We start from the raw sequence: 17226 nt of genomic DNA, 5'->3' as shown, positions 1-17226 counted from the left end.
TTTTTAACTTTATGTTGAAGACTATACCAAGAATAAAAATCACTTGTCAACATTTTATTTGTATAATTCTGGACGGCGATCCGCAAAAACTGGAATTCCTTTACGTACTTCTTTAATTTTCTCGAATTCAAGCTCTCCAAATAAAATTGATTCCTCTTCATTCGCCTCTACTACAACTTCACCCCAAGGGTCCACAATTAAAGAATGACCCGCAAATACATTATTTGGATCCTTTCCTGCTCTATTACACGCAACAACATAACACTGATTTTCAACTGCTCTTGCTTGCAATAGCAAACGCCAATGTGCTAAACGAGCTAATGGCCATTCTGCTACAACAAATAATACTTTTGCCCCTTTAGCAGTATGGACACGCATCCACTCTGGAAAACGAATATCATAACAAATTGTTCCAGCACATTCAACATCATCTAGCTTAAATTCGCCCGTACTATTACCAGCTATTAAATATTTATGTTCATCCATAAGCTGAAATAAATGTACTTTACTATATTCGTTGACTAGCTGTCCTTCATTATTTACAACATACATCGTATTTGTAACGCCTTGCTCCGTTTGCTTTGCTATGGACCCACCAACAATATGTACATCATATTGCTTCGCCCATTCTATTAACTTTTCTTTCGTTTCCACTCCATCCCTATCTGCAATTTCAGAAAGTCTCGTTAAATCATATCCTGTTGTCCATAACTCTGGTAAGACGATAACATCTGGCCTTTCCTTCATAGCTTCGCTTATTTTATTTTTAGCATTCTCAATATTTTTTTCTACATCTCCAAAAACAATATCCATTTGAATACATGCGACTTTCATTTTTTCAGCCCCATTCTTATTTTTCTCTTTACAAAATACTGGAAAGATTATATCATTTGTCACTAGAATTGTAACAACTTTCAAAAGAGGTGGAAAGTATGAAATTATTTCAACCTTCTGAGATAGTAACATCATTGCCAACACAATTTTTCGCTTCACTTGTTGCAAAAGTTAACAAAGTCGTTGCAGCTGGTCACGATGTTATTAATCTAGGTCAAGGTAATCCAGATCAACCAACACCGCAGCATATCGTAAAAGCTTTACAAGATGCTGCCGAAAAGACCATTCATCATAAATATCCGCCATTTCGCGGACATGAAAGCTTAAAGGAAGCCGTAGCTACATTCTATAAACGTGAATACGGCGTCGAATTAAACCCAAAAACTGAAGTTGCTATTTTGTTTGGCGGAAAGGCTGGACTAGTAGAATTACCGATTTGTTTTACAAATCCTGGTGATACGATTCTCGTTCCGGATCCAGGCTATCCAGATTATTTATCCGGGGTTGCCTTAGCAAAGGCACACTTTGAAACCATGCCACTTATTGCAGAAAATCATTTTTTACCGGATTATAAACAAATTGATGACTCTATCGCTGAGCAAGCAAAGTTAATGTTTTTAAACTATCCAAATAACCCTACCGGTGCTACTGCATCAAAAGATTTTTTTGATAAAACCATTCACTTTGCTAATAAACATAATATATTAGTTGTTCACGATTTCGCTTACGGCGCTATCGGATTTGATGGTCAAAAACCTGTTAGTTTCTTGCAAGCAGATGGTGCCAAAGATACAGGAATTGAAATTTACACTCTATCGAAAACTTTCAATATGGCTGGCTGGCGTATTGCTTTTGCAGTAGGGAATGAAAGTGTCATTGAAACCATTAACCTATTGCAAGATCATATGTATGTTAGTATTTTTGGTGCAGTTCAAGACGCTGCCCGCGAAGCACTATTAAGTTCACAGTCTTGCGTAATAGACCTTGTAAATAGTTACGAATCTCGAAGAAATGTCCTTATAGAAGCTTGTCATTCCATTGGTTGGAATGTTGATATTCCAAAAGGATCATTCTTTGCATGGCTTCCTGTACCAGAGGGCTATACATCTGAGGAATTTTCTAATATTTTATTAGAAAAAGCACACGTTGCAGTTGCTCCAGGTGTTGGCTTCGGTGAGCACGGCGAAGGTTATGTTCGCGTTGGGCTCCTGCATACAGAGGAGCGATTGCGGGAAGCAATTAATCGAATTGAGAAATTAAAAATTTTCAAAAAGCCATTGACAACATGAAAAATATCTGACAAAATTCAGTTATCTTAAAAATTTAAACATTTCTAAATACTTCTTATCAAGAGCAGGTGGAGGGACGAGCCCGACGAAGCCCGGCAACCGATCTACAATTGTAGACACGGTGCTAATTCTCGCAGCATTATGCTGACAGATAAGGAGCTGGTTGTAAAAAAACCTCTCCTTAGCTGAGAGGTTTTTTTATTTAACTAGGGGGTTATAACAATGAGCGGAATTATAGCGACGTATTTAATTCATGACGATTCACATAACTTAGAAAAAAAGGCGGAACAAATTGCACTCGGATTAACAATTGGTTCTTGGACTCATTTGCCACACTTATTACAAGAACAATTAAAACAGCATAAAGGCAACGTCATTCATATTGAGGAATTAGCTGAACAAGAACATACGAATTCATATTTACGCAAAAAGGTAAAACGTGGGATTATTAAAATCGAATACCCGTTATTAAATTTCAGTCCAGACTTACCAGCGATTTTAACAACTACATTCGGAAAGCTATCACTTGATGGCGAAGTAAAATTAATTGACTTAACTTTTTCAGAAGAATTGAAAGAACATTTTCCTGGTCCCAAGTTCGGGATCGATGGCGTTAGAAACCTGATAGAAGTGTATGATCGTCCCCTTTTAATGAGCATTTTTAAGGGAATGATTGGACGAAATATTGGATACTTAAAAACTCAATTACGTGATCAAGCAATTGGTGGTGTAGATATTGTAAAAGATGATGAAATTTTATTTGAGAACTCATTAACACCACTCACGAAACGAATAGTATCTGGAAAAGAAGTTTTACAATCAGTCTATGAAACATACGGCCATAAAACGTTATATGCCGTAAATTTAACAGGACGCACTTTCGACTTAAAAGAAAATGCAAAACGTGCAGTGCAAGCTGGGGCTGATATTCTATTATTTAACGTATTTGCTTACGGACTAGATGTACTACAATCACTTGCAGAAGATGATGAAATCCCGGTTCCTATTATGGCACACCCTGCTGTAAGTGGTGCTTATTCGGCATCGAAGTTATATGGAATTTCATCTCCATTATTACTTGGAAAGCTACTACGTTATGCTGGTGCAGATTTTTCTTTATTCCCGTCTCCATACGGAAGCGTTGCATTAGAAAAAGAAGAAGCTCTCAGCATTTCAAAATATTTAACTGAGGAAGATGCATTTTTCAAGAAAAGTTTTTCTGTCCCATCTGCGGGTATTCATCCTGGTTTCGTTCCTTTTATTCTGCAAGATTTCGGTAAAGATGTTGTTATTAATGCCGGCGGCGGGATACATGGGCATCCGTATGGAGCGCAAGGCGGTGGTAAAGCTTTCCGTACTGCAATTGAAGCTACTCTGCAAGGTAAATTACTCCATGAAGTAGATGAAATTAATTTACATAGCGCACTACAAATATGGGGAAACCCCTCTCATGAGGTGAAGTTATGAGTATTCAAGTGTTTTGTGATTTCGATGGGACGATTACAAATAATGATAACATTATGTCCATTATGGAAAAATTCGCTCCACCAGAAGCAGAAGAAGTAAAAAATAGAATTTTATCACAAGAGCTATCTATTCAAGAGGGTGTTTCTCGATTATTTCAATTGATACCTACTCATCTGCGCGATAATATAATTCAATTTTTAAAAGAAACTGCCGAAATTCGCAGTGGCTTTCATGAATTTATACAATTCGTAAAGGAAAATAACATTTCTTTTTACGTGATATCAGGTGGAATGGATTTCTTCGTCTACCCACTTTTACAAGGGATCATTCCAAAAGAACAAATTTATTGTAATGAAACAGACTTTTCAAAAGAGTTCATTACAGTTAAATGGCCTCATTCTTGTGATGATCATTGTCAAAATTATTGCGGATTATGTAAATCATCATTAATTCGTAAATTAAGTGATACAAATGACTTTCATATTGTAATTGGTGATTCTATTACTGATTTACAAGCTGCGAAACAAGCTGATAAAGTATTCGCTCGCGACTTTCTTATTACAAAGTGCGAAGAAAATCATATTGCTTATACACCGTTTGAAACATTTCAAGATGTGCAAGCTGAATTAAAACTTTTGTTGGAGGTGAGGGCATGAAACAACTTTTTCGTCAGTGGTATGACTTGAGCGAGATAAAAAAAGAATTAACAACTCGAAATTGGTTCCCAGCAACAAGTGGTAATATTTCTATAAAAGTTAGTCATGAGCCACTTACTTTTCTCATTACAGCAAGCGGTAAAGATAAAACAAAAACCACTCCAGATGATTTTCTATTAGTAGATCATGTAGGAGTTCCCGTTTTAGAGACTGAATTACGCCCTTCAGCAGAAACAATATTGCATACACATATTTATAACAATACGAATGCTGGGTGCGTACTTCATGTTCATACAACTGATAATAATGTCATTACAAATTTATATAGTGATGCAGTTACCCTTCAAAATCAAGAAATTATTAAAGCTCTCGATATTTGGGAAGAAGGTGCAACAATTCACATTCCTATTATCGAAAACCATGCCCATATCCCAACGCTTGGAGAAAACTTCCGAAAGCATATACAAGGTGATTCGGGAGCGGTATTAATCCGTAACCACGGTATTACCGTATGGGGCCGAGATAGCTTTGATGCAAAGAAGAGATTAGAAGCTTATGAGTTTTTATTCCAATTTCATATAAAACTATTATCAATTCAAGGAGGCGTTTCTAATGGCGCAAATTCGTATTCATGAAGTAAATACTCGTATTGAAAATGAAGTGGAAGTATCTAAATTTCTACAAGAGGAAGGCGTTTTATATGAGAAATGGAATATTTCTAAACTTCCTACTCATTTAAATGAAAATTATTCTTTAACAGATGAAAACAAAGCTGAAATATTAGCTGTTTTTTCAAAAGAAATTGCTGATGTTTCAGCACGTCGAGGTTATAAAGCATATGATGTAATTTCACTTTCAAATAGCACACCTAACCTTGACGAATTATTAATTAATTTCCAAAAAGAACATCATCATACAGACGACGAAGTTCGCTTTATCGTCAGTGGTCATGGCATTTTCGCTATTGAAGGCAAAGATGGGAAATTCTTTGATGTTGAACTTGAGCCAGGCGATCTAATATCTGTTCCTGAAAATGCAAGACATTATTTTACCTTGCAAGATGATCGTCAAGTTGTAGCTATTCGTATTTTTGTGACAACTGAAGGCTGGGTTCCAATCTATTAAGGTAGTTAGTTGAATAAAAGGACTTGGACCCCCTTTTCCAAACTTTTATTCACTCTACATATATACATCCTCCTATGGAACAGGCTTATTTCACTTTTGAAATAAGCCTGATTTTTTATTTACTCAAAAGTACCATTTCACCACAAATTTAACGTCTTGATTTTTCAAGTGTATTTTTCGAACATTTTTTGAACATTTATTGAATTTTTTCTGAAAATTCTGTTTTGTATGTGATATACTACAATTAACTAAGAAGGAAAATAATATCGCAAACAGAGGGGGATAATCATGAGCTTACTTATCGCACTTATACTTGGAGTTACATGTGGAGCATTTCCTGTTATTTTAGGAGCTATTATGGAAGAGTTAGAAATTGGTGTTTTAGGATTTGTCGCATCTTGTGTAAGCGCTTTATTGTTTGGTTTATTCGGCGCTATTCCTGTTTCAATTCTGTGTGCTTTTTATATAATACGCCATGCTCGTACAAAACAATTTGGTCCTAATCACATCGCACAAATTATCCCATTCCCGGTTGAACGATGCCGCCGCGCTTCTAACTTATAATTATAAAAATTAAAGATGACTAAATAAATAAAAGTCCTCAAATGAGGACTTTTATTTATTTTCTTCTAGAAATTGAAACAATTCTTGTAGATGTAGGGCATCTTCACCATAGCTAACAGATACATGAAATATACCGTCAATCTCAGCTTGCATATAAAGATCCACTCCATCACGATCATATTTCAATGCCAAATAAAATTCCATTTCTTCTAACATCTTTTTAGAGGTTCGAATTACATAATGCCCTTTCTCATCTCTTCCATATTCAAATTCTGGTTCAAAATCATATTTTTGTTTAAAAGCTCCTTTTTGTTTTTCATTAATTTTCATACAAGTAGCTCGCTGTACAGTATCAATCATCTCATCAAACTTTTGAAGGTCCACCTCGTTTACCCCCTTATATATTTTTTATATAATACTTGTGTTCCACTATTTTCTTCGCCATCCTTAATTAACTCTTCATACAATTCTTTCGCCAAACTTAAGCCCGGGACTGGTAATTGTAATTTTTCTGCTTCCTCTAAAGCAATTTTCATATCTTTCATAAAATGCTTCACATAAAATCCTGGCTCAAAGTCTCCTTTTAACATTCGAGGAGCTAAATTACTTAATGACCAGCTACCTGCTGCCCCTGTTGAAATACTCTCTAACACTTTATCTGGATTCAATCCAGCCTTCTTCGCGTAAGCAACAGCCTCACATACTCCAATCATATTGGAAGCAATCGCAATTTGATTGCACATTTTTGTATGTTGTCCACTCCCAGCTGGTCCTTGTAATTGAATGTTTGTTCCTAACTTTTCAAGTAAAGGTAAGCATCTATCATATATTTCTTTCTCTCCACCTACCATAATTGCGAGTTTTGCTTCTTTTGCACCAACATCTCCTCCTGAGACAGGTGCATCTAACGTATATATATTTTTGCTTTTTGCAACTTCATTAATACGTTTTGCTAAAGTAGGTGTAGATGTCGTAAAGTCAATTGCTATCGTACCTTCTTTTGCATGTTCTATAATTCCTTCTATACCAAAATACACTTCTTCTACATCATGTGGATATCCAACCATTGTCATTACAACATCAACTTGCTTCACTAACTCTTTTGGCGTATCACACCATTGTGCACCATCTTGCACTAAAGAATCTGTTTTTGCTTTCGTTCTATTATATACATATACTTTATGACCATCTTGCATTAAGTGATAAGCCATACTTTTTCCCATTACGCCAATACCAATGAAACCTATTGATAAAGTTTTATGTTCCATTTTCTCATCCCCTTTGTTCTAATAAATCATTTACCATCTTTCGAAACTCTTTATTAAAGTCATCATCCATACTATTTTTCACATTTGAAAATAACATAACAAAAATCCCTTTTTCTTTATTAAAATTATTGAAAGTGTTCCAACCAGATAATACACCATGATTATGAAAATAATCTGGATATATATAAAAACTAAATGCATATTTCCGTTCTGCTGAAGGCGAAAACATTGCTTGTATACTTTGTTCAGAAAGAAGTTTTCCATTTATAATTGCTTCGTCTAACTTCTTCATATCTCCAACTGTCGTATACATCTCACCGCAACCATATAGCCAATCCATGCCTAACTTCTGCGCTGGTACAAGTTCTTGATCTTTTTTCACATAACCCTTTGTAAAATTTTTATCTCCAGGTACCATATTTCCCATACCGGATTCATGCATATCTGCTTTTACAAATATGTTTTCTTTTATGTAATCTCCTAAAGGTTTTTTCGATATATGTTCTATTATATAAGCAAGCACCATATAATTATAATCTGTATATCTCCAACCTGTTCCTGCAGGAAATTCTAAATTTTGACGTCCAATCCAATTAATTAACTGTAAACGGGAAGCAGCATTCACATTGCCTTTTGCGTGTTCAGGTAAACCAGAGGTATGTGTTAATAAATGATATAGTGTAATATTTTTATTCTCCGGAAATGAAGGAATATATTTATTTACATTATCTTGAATATTCAATTTCCCTTGTTCTTGCAACTGTAAAATAGATGTGGCAACAACTGTTTTCGTAATAGAACCGATACGATATTTTGTTTGAGGTGTATTTTCTATTTTATTTTGAACATCAGCATACCCATATCCTTTATTCAATATAACACGCTCTTTATCTGTTACCAAAACTGTTCCATTGAATTGCTTTCCGACTAAATATTGATCTAATTTTTGAGATATGCTAGCATAATCAATTTGTTGCTCTTCTTTTTCTTCTATATTCCCTTGTACTTCCGATTCAATAGTAGGATTCACTTTAGTTGTTAATACAGTGTTTTCCTTTATATTAGGGCTAACAAGAAAATAGTATACTCCGCCGCCAACTATAACAGACAGTGAAGCCATTATCATTACTTTTTTTATCATATTGATCCTCCATAATTCCTTCGCTAAAAATTGTCCCCCTATTCTATTATCAAACAATAAAAAAAAATCGCAACAATTTGTTGCGAAAAATTACATTTTTTCTTTTCTATACACACATACTTGATTCTTGCCATTTTTTTTCGCTTCATATAATGCAATGTCCGCTCGTTGCATTAATTCTTCTCTTGTAGTTCCTTGTTCATATAACGCAACTCCAAAGCTAGCTGTTAACTTCGAAATTCCAGTGAATTGCTTTGTTTCAATGAAGAATCGTAATGACTCCGCAACTTGAAATGCTTCCTTTTCTACTGTATTTGTCACTAATATAATGAATTCTTCTCCTCCCCATCTTGCAAATACATGTTGCTGCTCCACTTTAGATTTCATAAGCTCTGCAAGTTGTATTAATGCCAAATCACCAAAATCATGACCATATGTGTCATTAACTGTTTTAAAATTATCTATATCAAATAAAATAATTGCTATTTTCTCATCACTACGTATTACCTTTTCCCACTCTACCTCTAGTATTTGTTGAAACTTTAAACGATTATAAATCTCTGTCAATGAATCTACCATAGCAAGTCTTTCTTGCTCTTGATAGATTTCATCTAATTCTGTAATTTCCGTGCACTTTACAATAAATCTTGATAAATCTTCTGGCAATGGTGTCGCACGTAATAGAAAAGTAGATACTGCCCCTTCATAATTTGACATCTTAATTCTTCTACCACTTGATAAAGTATCGTCTAGCCATGTTATATCATGCGTCGTCGAGTAGTATCCATTTTCTCTAATAAAATGTTCAGCAAATACTAAATGTTGCTCACGATAGGCAAACAAATCTTCATATCCGAAAAACGTTAAAAAATTTGTATTACAATCAACAATCTCATCATCTTCTACTATAAATAATAAATCATTTTGAAAATCAAACATCGTTTGAAGCAGTTCCTGCTGCAAACTAACTTGCCTTACTAAAGAAAGTTGATACAAACTCTTATTCACTTCTTCTAACACTGCTTGCGGAGTTACAGGAGCTATTACAATATTACGTATTCCTAATGCAAGTACATCTGTAAATTCTTTTGTTATTTGTTGATCCCAAATGACAATGAATGTACTTTGCGGGGTATACATATTCTTAATATATTTTATTTGAGAATATTCTGTTACATACATAATTATAATGTGTGGTTTCGTTCTTTGAAATAATAGTTCGCCCTCTTCAAAACTATTTGCTATAAACATACATTTTGGATGGATATTTTCTATCGTTTGTTGGTGTTTACATCCATTTTCTATATAAAGGACATTTAACTGCAGATCTTGTAACACATTTTGGAAAACCGTATTCTCTAATAAAAAATGTAGTATGTTCATCACTAGTCTTCACTCACTTCATATATCTTGTTCTACTGAATTCCTCACAAACATTTTTAAAAGGCTGTTCTCCAATAAACTTTAATTTGTGAGAGATACATATTAACAAGCTAATTGAGAATGTTATCTTCCCTTTTCACTCTATAAATTCCTTTTTTAGTGTATGATTATAGGAATTATATCGTTTGTATGAATGCCCTAGCTTATTTCTTAAAACTTGACAATTAAAATAAAGATATTATATTCTTAAATTCGATAACTTACAAAATGTAAGTTATATACATTGCGTTTTCCTGATAATTTTATATACAATTTGGAGGATATATAATGACAAACGACAACTTTTTTAACGTTCTATATGAACGCACATCTACACGTGCATTCAACCCAAATAAAGAAATCTCATCTACAGAATTACATGAGATTTTAAAAGCCGCAGCACAAGCACCTTCCGCTTGGAACTTGCAACACTGGAAATTCCTTGTTTTTCAAGGTGAAGATGTACAAAAACGATTACACCCAATAGCTTATAACCAACAACAAATTCTTGATGCTTCTGCAGTAGTCGCTATTTTAGGTGATTTAGAAGCTTATAAAAATGTTGAGCCAGTATATGGTCCAATTGTAGAACAAGGATTTATGAAAGAAGAAGCAAAAGAACGCTTAGCTAAAAATATTGAATCTGCATATGCTCGTGAACAATTCCCAAGAGATGCTGCCTTTTCAAATGCATCTTTAGCAGCAATGCAACTTATGCTTGCAGCTAAAGCAACTGGTTGGGATACTTGTGCTATTGGTGGCTTCAATCCACAAGCACTGACAGACGAATTTAACGTTTCATCTCGTTACGTTCCAATTATGCTTATTACAATTGGTGAATCAACTTTAAAAGGCCATCCTGCACCTCGTATGAGCGTAGAGCAAGTGAGTGAGTGGGCAAAATAATAAAAAACGAAGGTAACTACATTGCCTTCGTTTTTTTATTTCTTGTCATACTTTTGTAATATTACTACAAATCATTCGACATTTATACTTATAGAAAAGTATATTCCATTCCCTTATCATAAATAAACATGACGTTTTGTGTCGAATTTTGTTTAGGTGTTGAAATATACCCGTGTGTTTTTGTTACAATTGTGATACAATGATAACAAATAGATAACAAGAGAGGGATTTTCATTGAGTTCATACGGAAGCTTTATCGCACTTTTATGTTACATAGTAACTGTACTGCTTCTATATTTTATTGGTGATGCCGCAAACATCTCCATTTTACAATTCCCAAAAGAAGAAGCGTTCCAATTAGAATCAGAAAAACATACTGCACGATCCATTGTACCACTACTGCTAGCTCTTCCTGTATATATCATCGTTTTATATAAAAGTAAAAAAGTGTAAAGGCTACCCATTTCATTTATTTCGGTGGTTTTTACATTTTTTTGTTATATTTCCCCTATTTTAAACATCATTCCATACTAAACACCCAGCTAGTCATTTAAAATGAGAAAATCCCCTAGAAAAAATTCCACTCTCTGTCCAGTCACTCACTACCGAACTTACATAGATTATAAGTGTGAAGGGGGTGATGAGGATTATGTTTGGATCATTTGGATGCTGTGATAACTTTAGAGACTGTCATCATCATGAAAGAGAGTGCAGACATCATGAGAAAGAGAAAGAGAAAGAAGTGGTTAGACCACAACAACCAGCTGTATGTAACGTACTTGCTAGCATTTCAGTTGGAACAGAGCTTTCTCTTTTAAGCATTAGAGGTAACGGCACTTTCAACAATGTAATTTTTGAAGGTTTCGCTAACGGTGTTGCTCTTTTCTCTGCTTTAGCTCGTAATAACAATGATAAAGATAACAATAAAGACGATAAGAACAATCAAAATCGAAATACTTTTACTGGTATTTTACGTGTATGCCCAACTGATATCGTTGCAATCGCTATCTAATTCTGTCTCTTATCCTCGATAGTAAGCAAATATGATTTACTTTTCTCATAGAAAAAACCTGAGACCGATTTCAAATCGACTCAGGTTTTTTTATTGATTATATGCTTTTAACTAGTTCAACAACTTCTTCAGCAGTTGACATCATTAATGCTTTTTCTGCTAATGTTTCCATTTCTGCTTTTGACAACTTGCTTAGTTGTGTTCTTGCAGGAAGAATAGATGTTGCACTCATACTGAACTCATCTAAACCTAATCCTAATAATAATGGGATAGCAAGTGAATCGCCTGCCATCTCACCACACATACCAGCCCATTTGCCTTCTTTATGAGCAGCATCGATAACCATTTTTACAAGACGTAAAATAGATGGGTTATATGGTTGGTATAAGTATGATACTTGTTCGTTCATACGGTCTGCAGCCATTGTGTATTGGATTAAATCATTTGTTCCGATAGAGAAGAAGTCAACTTCTTTCGCGAATTGATCTGCTAATACTGCTGAAGCTGGGATTTCAACCATCATACCAACTTCAATAGAATCAGAAACAGTTGTACCCGCTTCTACAAGTTTCGCTTTCTCTTCTAATAAAATTGCTTTTGCTTGACGGAACTCATCAAGAGTTGCAATCATTGGGAACATAATTTTTAAGTTACCGTATACGCTAGCACGAAGTAATGCACGAAGTTGTGTACGGAACACATCTTGCTCATCAAGACATAAGCGAATTGCACGGTATCCTAAGAATGGGTTCATTTCTTTTGGTAAATGTAAGTATGGAAGCTCTTTATCTCCACCGATGTCAAGTGTACGAACAACGACTGGTTGACCTTCTTTTACACCTTCAAGAACTGCTTTATACGCTTCGAACTGCTCTTCTTCTGTTGGAAGATTGTCACGACCCATGTATAAGAATTCTGTACGGTATAAGCCAACGCCTTCTCCGCCATTATCGATAATACCTTGTACATCATTTGGTGTTCCGATATTTGCAACAAGCTCAACATGATGTCCATCACTTGTTACAGTAGCTTGGTCTTTTAATTTTGCCCATTCAGTTTTTTGCTCTTCAAATTTCGCTTTCTTTTCTTCAAACGAACGAAGTGTTTCTTCTGATGGGTTTACAATTACTTCTCCATCTAAACCGTCAATGATAACGATATCGCCGTTTTGGATTTTCTCCATAACAACTTTCGTACCAACAACAGCTGGAATTTCCATAGAGCGAGCCATAATTGCAGAGTGAGATGTACGTCCACCGATATCAGTAGTGAAACCTTTTGCATACTTACGGTTTAACTGAGCTGTATCAGATGGTGTTAAATCTTCAGCAATAATGATTACCTCTTCAGAAATTGTACCAGGATTTGAGAAGTTAATCCCTAGTAAATGTGCAAGAACGCGTTTTGTTACGTCACGAATGTCCGCAGCACGTTCTTTCATATATTCGTTATCCATGTTTTCAAACATAGAAATAAACATTGATGCAACTTCATCCATTGCAAATTCAGCATTTACTTTTTCGCTATTTACTTTATCTTTTACTGGGTTTACTAGTTCTGGATCATTTAACACTAATAAATGTGCTTCAAAGATCGCAGCTTTGTCAGCACCTAGCTCAGCAAATGCGTGGTCCTTAATAGCTTCTAATTCAGTTTTTGCTTTCTCAAGCGCAGCGTCTAAGCGTGCAATTTCTGCAGCTTCGTTTGTAATTGATTTCTTTTCGATGTTAAATTCAGGATTTTCAAGTCTGAAAGCCTTTGCAATAGCAATCCCACTTGATGCAGCGATCCCTTGAATGTTAAGAGTCATTATTCTCCTAATCCTTCGTTTTTCATAGTTTCTTCGATAGCTGCTAGTGCTTGAGCTGCATCATCACCATTTGCAGTGATTTTAATTTCTGCGTTTTGTTGAATGCCTAAAGACATAACGCCCATGATTGATTTTAAGTTAACGTTCTTTCCGTTATACTCTAAGTTAATGTCAGAACCGAATTTGCTTGCAGTGTTTACAAGTAGAGTTGCTGGACGAGCATGAATTCCTGAGTCGCTAGTTACTTTAAAGATTTTTTCCATGATAATTTATCTCCTTTAAATTACAGTTTTTTTTAGTTGTATAGACGTGAGTACTACATCATCTATTGTATATAATAGGCGATGTTCGGTCAACCACATCGCCTATTATAATTATAAACATTTTGCGTCAAATTCCTACTGAATGTCAATAATAGCGGTTTCGCCCTTCTTAACATTTCCATCTTTTTTCAATTCGACTTGTTGCCCTTGTTGTAAGTTTGTAAATACAATTGGTGTAATGATAGATGGTGCATTTCCTTTTACAAATGCAAGATCTACTTTTAATAACGGTTGGCCTTGCTTCACTTTATCACCTTGTGCTACAAGTGCCTCGAATCCTTCACCATTTAATTTTACAGTATCAATACCAAAGTGGATTAAAATTTCTTTTCCACCTTCAGATTGAATACCAATCGCATGTTTTGTAGGGAATACATTGACAATTTCACCGTTAACTGGAGAAACTACTGTTCCTTCAGTTGGCTCAATTGCAAATCCGTCTCCCATCATTTTTCCTGAGAATACTTGGTCAGGTACTTCTGTAATTGGTAAGATTTTCCCTTCAATTGGTGATACAATTGTTTCATTTTCATCAACTTTTTGAGGAGTTTCTTCCACTTTTACAGGTTCTTCTTTTTCAACATGAGGTGTACGACCTGACATTATATCATGAATTTGTGATTTTAATGTGTCAGATTTCGGTCCGAAAATAGCTTGAATGTTATTTCCAACTTCAAGTACACCAGCTGCTCCAAGTTCTTTTAAGCGGTCTTTGTTTACATTCTTTTGTTCGTTAACTTGAACACGTAAACGAGTAATACAAGCATCTAAAGAAGCAATGTTTTCTTTACCACCAAGTGCTACTAATACTTCACGAGGAAGTTCGCCTGCTTCTGTTTTTCCTGCACCGTCATTTGCATTTGCCTCTTCACGACCAGGTGTTTTTAGATTCCATTTACGGATTGCAAAGCGGAATCCGAAGTAGTAAATAACTGCTAGTACAAGACCAACAATAATTACCCACCACCATGCTGTACGGCCTGGTAGTACACCGAATAATAAGAAGTCAATTAAACCACCAGAGAATGTCATACCAATTTTAACACCTAAAATTTGCATTGTCATAAATGATAGACCAGCAAATACAGCGTGAATTCCGAATAATACTGGCGCTACGAATAAGAATGAAAATTCAAGTGGCTCTGTAATACCTGTTAAGAAAGATGTTAATGCTGCAGAACCTAAAATACCTGCTGCTAATTTTTTATTTTCTGGACGTGCTTCATGGTACATTGCTAAAGCTGCTGCTGGAAGACCGAACATCATGAACGGATACTTACCAGTTGTAAATGTACCTGCTGTTAATTCTACACCGTCTTTCAACTGTGCCATAAAGATTTTTTGATCACCACGGATTAATTCGCCAGCTGCATTTGTATACTGACCGAATTCGAACCAGAACGGTGAATAGAAAATGTGATGTAGTCCAAATGGAATTAATGAACGTTCAATTAAACCGAATATAAATGCTGCGATTGTTCTATTTGCATCAATCATTTGATGTGAGAACGTGTTTAAGCCACCTTGAATGTATGGCCAAACGAAGCACATGATAATACCTACTATTAAAGAGAATGTTGCAGTTGCGATCGGTACGAAACGCTTACCTGCAAAGAAACCTAGGTATGATGGTAATTCAATGTTGAAGTATTTATTATAGCAATATGCCGCTACTATACCGACGATAATACCACCAAATACCCCTGTTTGTAGCGTTGGAATACCTAATACGTTTGCATACGCTGGATCTGCAAATCCAATTTTTACTGGGTCTGCTCCAGAACTTGTTACTTTCACTAGCTTATCTACTTCTAAGAACACACTCATCGTTTTGTTCATAATTAAGTAGCCGACGAATGCTGCTAAACCAGCTACTCCATCTCCACCAGCTAAACCAATTGCTACCCCAACTGCGAATAATAATGCAAGGTTAGCGAAAATAATATCACCAGATTGTTCCATAATTTTTGCAACCATTACGAACCAATCTGCTTTTAAAGCAGGAATAACATTTGTTAACTGTGGATTTTGAAATGCATTACCAAATCCAAGTAAAATACCTGCCGCCGGTAAAATCGCTACTGGAAGCATTAACGCTTTTCCGACTTTTTGAAGAACACCAAAGATCTTCTTAAACATGGAAACCCTTCCTCTCTTATCTATATTGATACCTTCCGACAAACGCCAAAAAGACATGAGGAAAAAAAGATAGAACGATAGCTATACAAAGGGTAGTATATCCCTTTCTCTAGCTTACATTCCTTACTTTTCTCCACTCATGCCTGATCGAATCAGTAACACGTGTCAAAAATAGGTTTACGTATAAGTTCACTATAATTAAGGCAAACGTTTTCGTTACTCACCTTAATGTGTTTGTCGAAATTTGTATAACTTTGCAATAGTTATTATACATAACTATTGTAAGCGATTCAATCATTTTTTTTAACGTTTTCATTTTAGACAAAAATATATGACTTATTACACATGCTCTGCCTTTACTAAGCGTTGCAAGTGCATCGTTAAATAAATACTTTCAGCTTCATATACAGGTAGTTGCAACTCTTTTTGCATGACCTTGACTAGCTTCCAAGCTACGTTATAGCAAACTGGATACTCCGCCTTTAGTAAATCAGCAAAACTTTGCGATTCTTCTACTTTTTCTCCTTTTTTCACCCTCTCAATAGCATATTGAAGATGACGAATAAGGCGTAAATAATGAATGCTCTCTTGATCTAATGTAATTTGTAAGTTTGTCTCAATTAAAGATACAAGTTGTGCAATGAGACGGGAGTTTTGATTAACTGAAGATAAATCAGAATTTGTAAGCGAACTGTAAATGTGAAGTGCAATAAAACCAATTTCTCCTTCTGGCAATGTAATTTGCAAACGAGAATTTAAAAGTTCTACAACACCTTCCGCAATTTCATATTCCTCTGGATAGAGCATTTTTGTTTCAACTAAAAAAGGATTATCAATTGTAAGTCCTTGTTTTAACCTTTTAATTGCAAATGAAATATGATCTGTTAACGCAATATGAATATGTTCATTTAGTGGAGATTTCGCTTTTTCTTGAATGTACAGCATAATATCGTTCATCAATTCAATTAATTTTTCACTAACATGCGGCACTAATAATTTATATTGTTCACGATCACGTTCATTTTTTAAGACAAACATTTTTTCGATTTGTTCTTGCTCCAATACATCTTTCGCTTTTTTCCCAAATCCAATTCCTTTACCAATCACTACTACTTCCTCGTGTTCAGGATGGCTAGCAATGATGACATTATTATTTAAAACTTTTTTAATTTCTAGATAATTATTCATATAACACCACCCTCGTACTTAAATAGCCTACTTTTATGTTACAGAATATTCTTCTTTGTCGTCAATGTAAAACATCTGCCAT

18 protein-coding genes and 1 riboswitch are annotated in these 17226 nt (G+C 35.0%); of the genes, 9 read left to right on the top strand and 9 right to left on the bottom strand.

The window, feature by feature from the left end; genetic code table 11:
* Positions 1-54: 54 nt before the first annotated feature.
* Positions 55-918: a carbon-nitrogen family hydrolase gene (locus MR170_RS00455; protein WP_242306774.1), complete on the bottom strand. Its 864-nt coding sequence runs from the start codon at positions 916-918 to the stop codon at positions 55-57.
* Positions 919-932: 14 nt separating this feature from the next.
* Between MR170_RS00455 and MR170_RS00450 the strand changes: the two genes are divergently transcribed.
* From MR170_RS00450 to MR170_RS00425, 6 genes are all read left to right on the top strand, one after another.
* Positions 933-2123: a pyridoxal phosphate-dependent aminotransferase gene (locus MR170_RS00450; RefSeq protein ID WP_043937268.1), complete on the top strand. Its 1191-nt coding sequence runs from the start codon at positions 933-935 to the stop codon at positions 2121-2123.
* 52 nt (positions 2124-2175) lie between these two features.
* Positions 2176-2281, top strand: a riboswitch (SAM riboswitch).
* 64 nt (positions 2282-2345) lie between these two features.
* Entirely contained in the window at positions 2346-3590 is a 1245-nt protein-coding gene (gene mtnW, locus MR170_RS00445) for a 2,3-diketo-5-methylthiopentyl-1-phosphate enolase (RefSeq protein WP_016080411.1), read from the top strand.
* Positions 3587-4246: a 2-hydroxy-3-keto-5-methylthiopentenyl-1-phosphate phosphatase gene (locus MR170_RS00440; protein ID WP_016080410.1), complete on the top strand. Its 660-nt coding sequence runs from the start codon at positions 3587-3589 to the stop codon at positions 4244-4246. The genes mtnW and MR170_RS00440 overlap by 4 nt, the downstream gene beginning before the upstream one ends.
* A complete protein-coding gene (locus MR170_RS00435; RefSeq protein WP_000811341.1) occupies positions 4243-4881 on the top strand; it encodes a methylthioribulose 1-phosphate dehydratase in 639 nt (212 codons plus the stop codon). Before MR170_RS00440 ends, MR170_RS00435 begins: the two co-directional genes overlap by 4 nt.
* The gene (locus MR170_RS00430; RefSeq protein WP_029443178.1) at positions 4859-5371 is read left to right on the top strand and encodes a 1,2-dihydroxy-3-keto-5-methylthiopentene dioxygenase; all 513 of its coding nucleotides are present in this window, start codon (positions 4859-4861) and stop codon (positions 5369-5371) included. The genes MR170_RS00435 and MR170_RS00430 overlap by 23 nt, the downstream gene beginning before the upstream one ends.
* Before the next feature lie 288 nt (positions 5372-5659).
* Positions 5660-5935, top strand: coding sequence for a hypothetical protein (locus tag MR170_RS00425; RefSeq protein WP_000054659.1), 276 nt, complete (start codon positions 5660-5662; stop codon positions 5933-5935).
* 51 nt (positions 5936-5986) lie between these two features.
* Here the strand turns inward: MR170_RS00425 and MR170_RS00420 are convergent, their stop codons facing one another.
* The 4 genes from MR170_RS00420 to MR170_RS00405 form a co-directional block, all read right to left on the bottom strand.
* Positions 5987-6319, bottom strand: a complete 333-nt coding sequence (locus MR170_RS00420) for a DUF3909 family protein (protein ID WP_029443179.1) — start codon at positions 6317-6319, stop codon at positions 5987-5989.
* Positions 6320-6324: 5 nt separating this feature from the next.
* Entirely contained in the window at positions 6325-7203 is an 879-nt protein-coding gene (locus MR170_RS00415; RefSeq protein ID WP_016080407.1) for an NAD(P)-dependent oxidoreductase, read from the bottom strand.
* Positions 7204-7207: 4 nt separating this feature from the next.
* Entirely contained in the window at positions 7208-8344 is a 1137-nt protein-coding gene (locus tag MR170_RS00410) for a serine hydrolase (RefSeq protein ID WP_029443180.1), read from the bottom strand.
* A 90-nt stretch (positions 8345-8434) separates the two neighbouring features.
* Positions 8435-9727 carry a GGDEF domain-containing protein gene (locus MR170_RS00405; RefSeq protein WP_016080405.1) on the bottom strand — a complete coding sequence of 431 codons (1293 nt, stop codon included), beginning with the start codon at positions 9725-9727 and terminating at the stop codon, positions 8435-8437.
* Positions 9728-10054: 327 nt separating this feature from the next.
* On the opposite strand from MR170_RS00405, the gene MR170_RS00400 reads away from it, so the two are divergent.
* From MR170_RS00400 to MR170_RS00390, 3 genes are all read left to right on the top strand, one after another.
* Positions 10055-10672: a nitroreductase family protein gene (locus tag MR170_RS00400; protein ID WP_000180387.1), complete on the top strand. Its 618-nt coding sequence runs from the start codon at positions 10055-10057 to the stop codon at positions 10670-10672.
* Positions 10673-10906: 234 nt separating this feature from the next.
* On the top strand, positions 10907-11125 hold the full coding sequence (locus MR170_RS00395) for a hypothetical protein (RefSeq protein WP_000100485.1): 219 nt from the start codon (positions 10907-10909) through the stop codon (positions 11123-11125).
* Between the two features lie 196 nt (positions 11126-11321).
* Positions 11322-11684, top strand: a complete 363-nt coding sequence (locus MR170_RS00390; RefSeq protein WP_016080403.1) for a DUF3915 domain-containing protein — start codon at positions 11322-11324, stop codon at positions 11682-11684.
* Between the two features lie 97 nt (positions 11685-11781).
* Here the strand turns inward: MR170_RS00390 and ptsP are convergent, their stop codons facing one another.
* The 4 genes from ptsP to glcT all read right to left on the bottom strand — a co-directional run bounded on the left by ptsP (position 11782) and on the right by glcT (position 17144).
* Complete coding sequence (gene ptsP, locus MR170_RS00385; RefSeq protein WP_000174216.1) at positions 11782-13494, bottom strand: phosphoenolpyruvate--protein phosphotransferase; 1713 nt, start codon at positions 13492-13494, stop codon at positions 11782-11784.
* The gene (gene ptsH / locus MR170_RS00380) at positions 13494-13757 is read right to left on the bottom strand and encodes a phosphocarrier protein HPr (protein ID WP_000411080.1); all 264 of its coding nucleotides are present in this window, start codon (positions 13755-13757) and stop codon (positions 13494-13496) included. The genes ptsP and ptsH overlap by 1 nt, the downstream gene beginning before the upstream one ends.
* A gap of 135 nt (positions 13758-13892) precedes the next feature.
* Complete coding sequence (gene ptsG / locus MR170_RS00375; RefSeq protein WP_016080402.1) at positions 13893-15956, bottom strand: PTS glucose transporter subunit IIABC; 2064 nt, start codon at positions 15954-15956, stop codon at positions 13893-13895.
* Positions 15957-16295: 339 nt separating this feature from the next.
* Entirely contained in the window at positions 16296-17144 is an 849-nt protein-coding gene (glcT, locus tag MR170_RS00370) for a glucose PTS transporter transcription antiterminator GlcT (protein WP_001067323.1), read from the bottom strand.
* Positions 17145-17226 lie beyond the last annotated feature (82 nt).

The organism is Bacillus cereus group sp. BfR-BA-01524 (assembly GCF_022662595.1).
Classification (GTDB): Bacteria; Bacillota; Bacilli; order Bacillales; family Bacillaceae_G; genus Bacillus_A; species Bacillus_A thuringiensis_S.
Note: the sequence above shows the minus strand (reverse complement) of the source record. Positions and strands in the feature narration are given on the sequence as shown.

Excerpts from the sequence above, each read along its gene's own strand:
- MR170_RS00425 (WP_000054659.1), top strand. The coding sequence starts at position 5,660 with ATGAGCTTACTTATCGCACTTATACTTGGAGTTACATGTGGAGCATTT.
- MR170_RS00410 (WP_029443180.1), bottom strand. The coding sequence starts at position 8,344 with ATGATAAAAAAAGTAATGATAATGGCTTCACTGTCTGTTATAGTTGGC.
- MR170_RS00440 (WP_016080410.1), top strand. The coding sequence starts at position 3,587 with ATGAGTATTCAAGTGTTTTGTGATTTCGATGGGACGATTACAAATAAT.
- MR170_RS00435 (WP_000811341.1), top strand. The coding sequence starts at position 4,243 with ATGAAACAACTTTTTCGTCAGTGGTATGACTTGAGCGAGATAAAAAAA.
- MR170_RS00390 (WP_016080403.1), top strand. The coding sequence starts at position 11,322 with ATGTTTGGATCATTTGGATGCTGTGATAACTTTAGAGACTGTCATCAT.
- MR170_RS00415 (WP_016080407.1), bottom strand. The coding sequence starts at position 7,203 with ATGGAACATAAAACTTTATCAATAGGTTTCATTGGTATTGGCGTAATG.
- ptsH (WP_000411080.1), bottom strand. The coding sequence starts at position 13,757 with ATGGAAAAAATCTTTAAAGTAACTAGCGACTCAGGAATTCATGCTCGT.
- ptsP (WP_000174216.1), bottom strand. The coding sequence starts at position 13,494 with ATGACTCTTAACATTCAAGGGATCGCTGCATCAAGTGGGATTGCTATT.
- MR170_RS00430 (WP_029443178.1), top strand. The coding sequence starts at position 4,859 with ATGGCGCAAATTCGTATTCATGAAGTAAATACTCGTATTGAAAATGAA.
- MR170_RS00400 (WP_000180387.1), top strand. The coding sequence starts at position 10,055 with ATGACAAACGACAACTTTTTTAACGTTCTATATGAACGCACATCTACA.
- MR170_RS00450 (WP_043937268.1), top strand. The coding sequence starts at position 933 with ATGAAATTATTTCAACCTTCTGAGATAGTAACATCATTGCCAACACAA.
- ptsG (WP_016080402.1), bottom strand. The coding sequence starts at position 15,956 with ATGTTTAAGAAGATCTTTGGTGTTCTTCAAAAAGTCGGAAAAGCGTTA.
- glcT (WP_001067323.1), bottom strand. The coding sequence starts at position 17,144 with ATGAATAATTATCTAGAAATTAAAAAAGTTTTAAATAATAATGTCATC.
- mtnW (WP_016080411.1), top strand. The coding sequence starts at position 2,346 with ATGAGCGGAATTATAGCGACGTATTTAATTCATGACGATTCACATAAC.
- MR170_RS00405 (WP_016080405.1), bottom strand. The coding sequence starts at position 9,727 with ATGAACATACTACATTTTTTATTAGAGAATACGGTTTTCCAAAATGTG.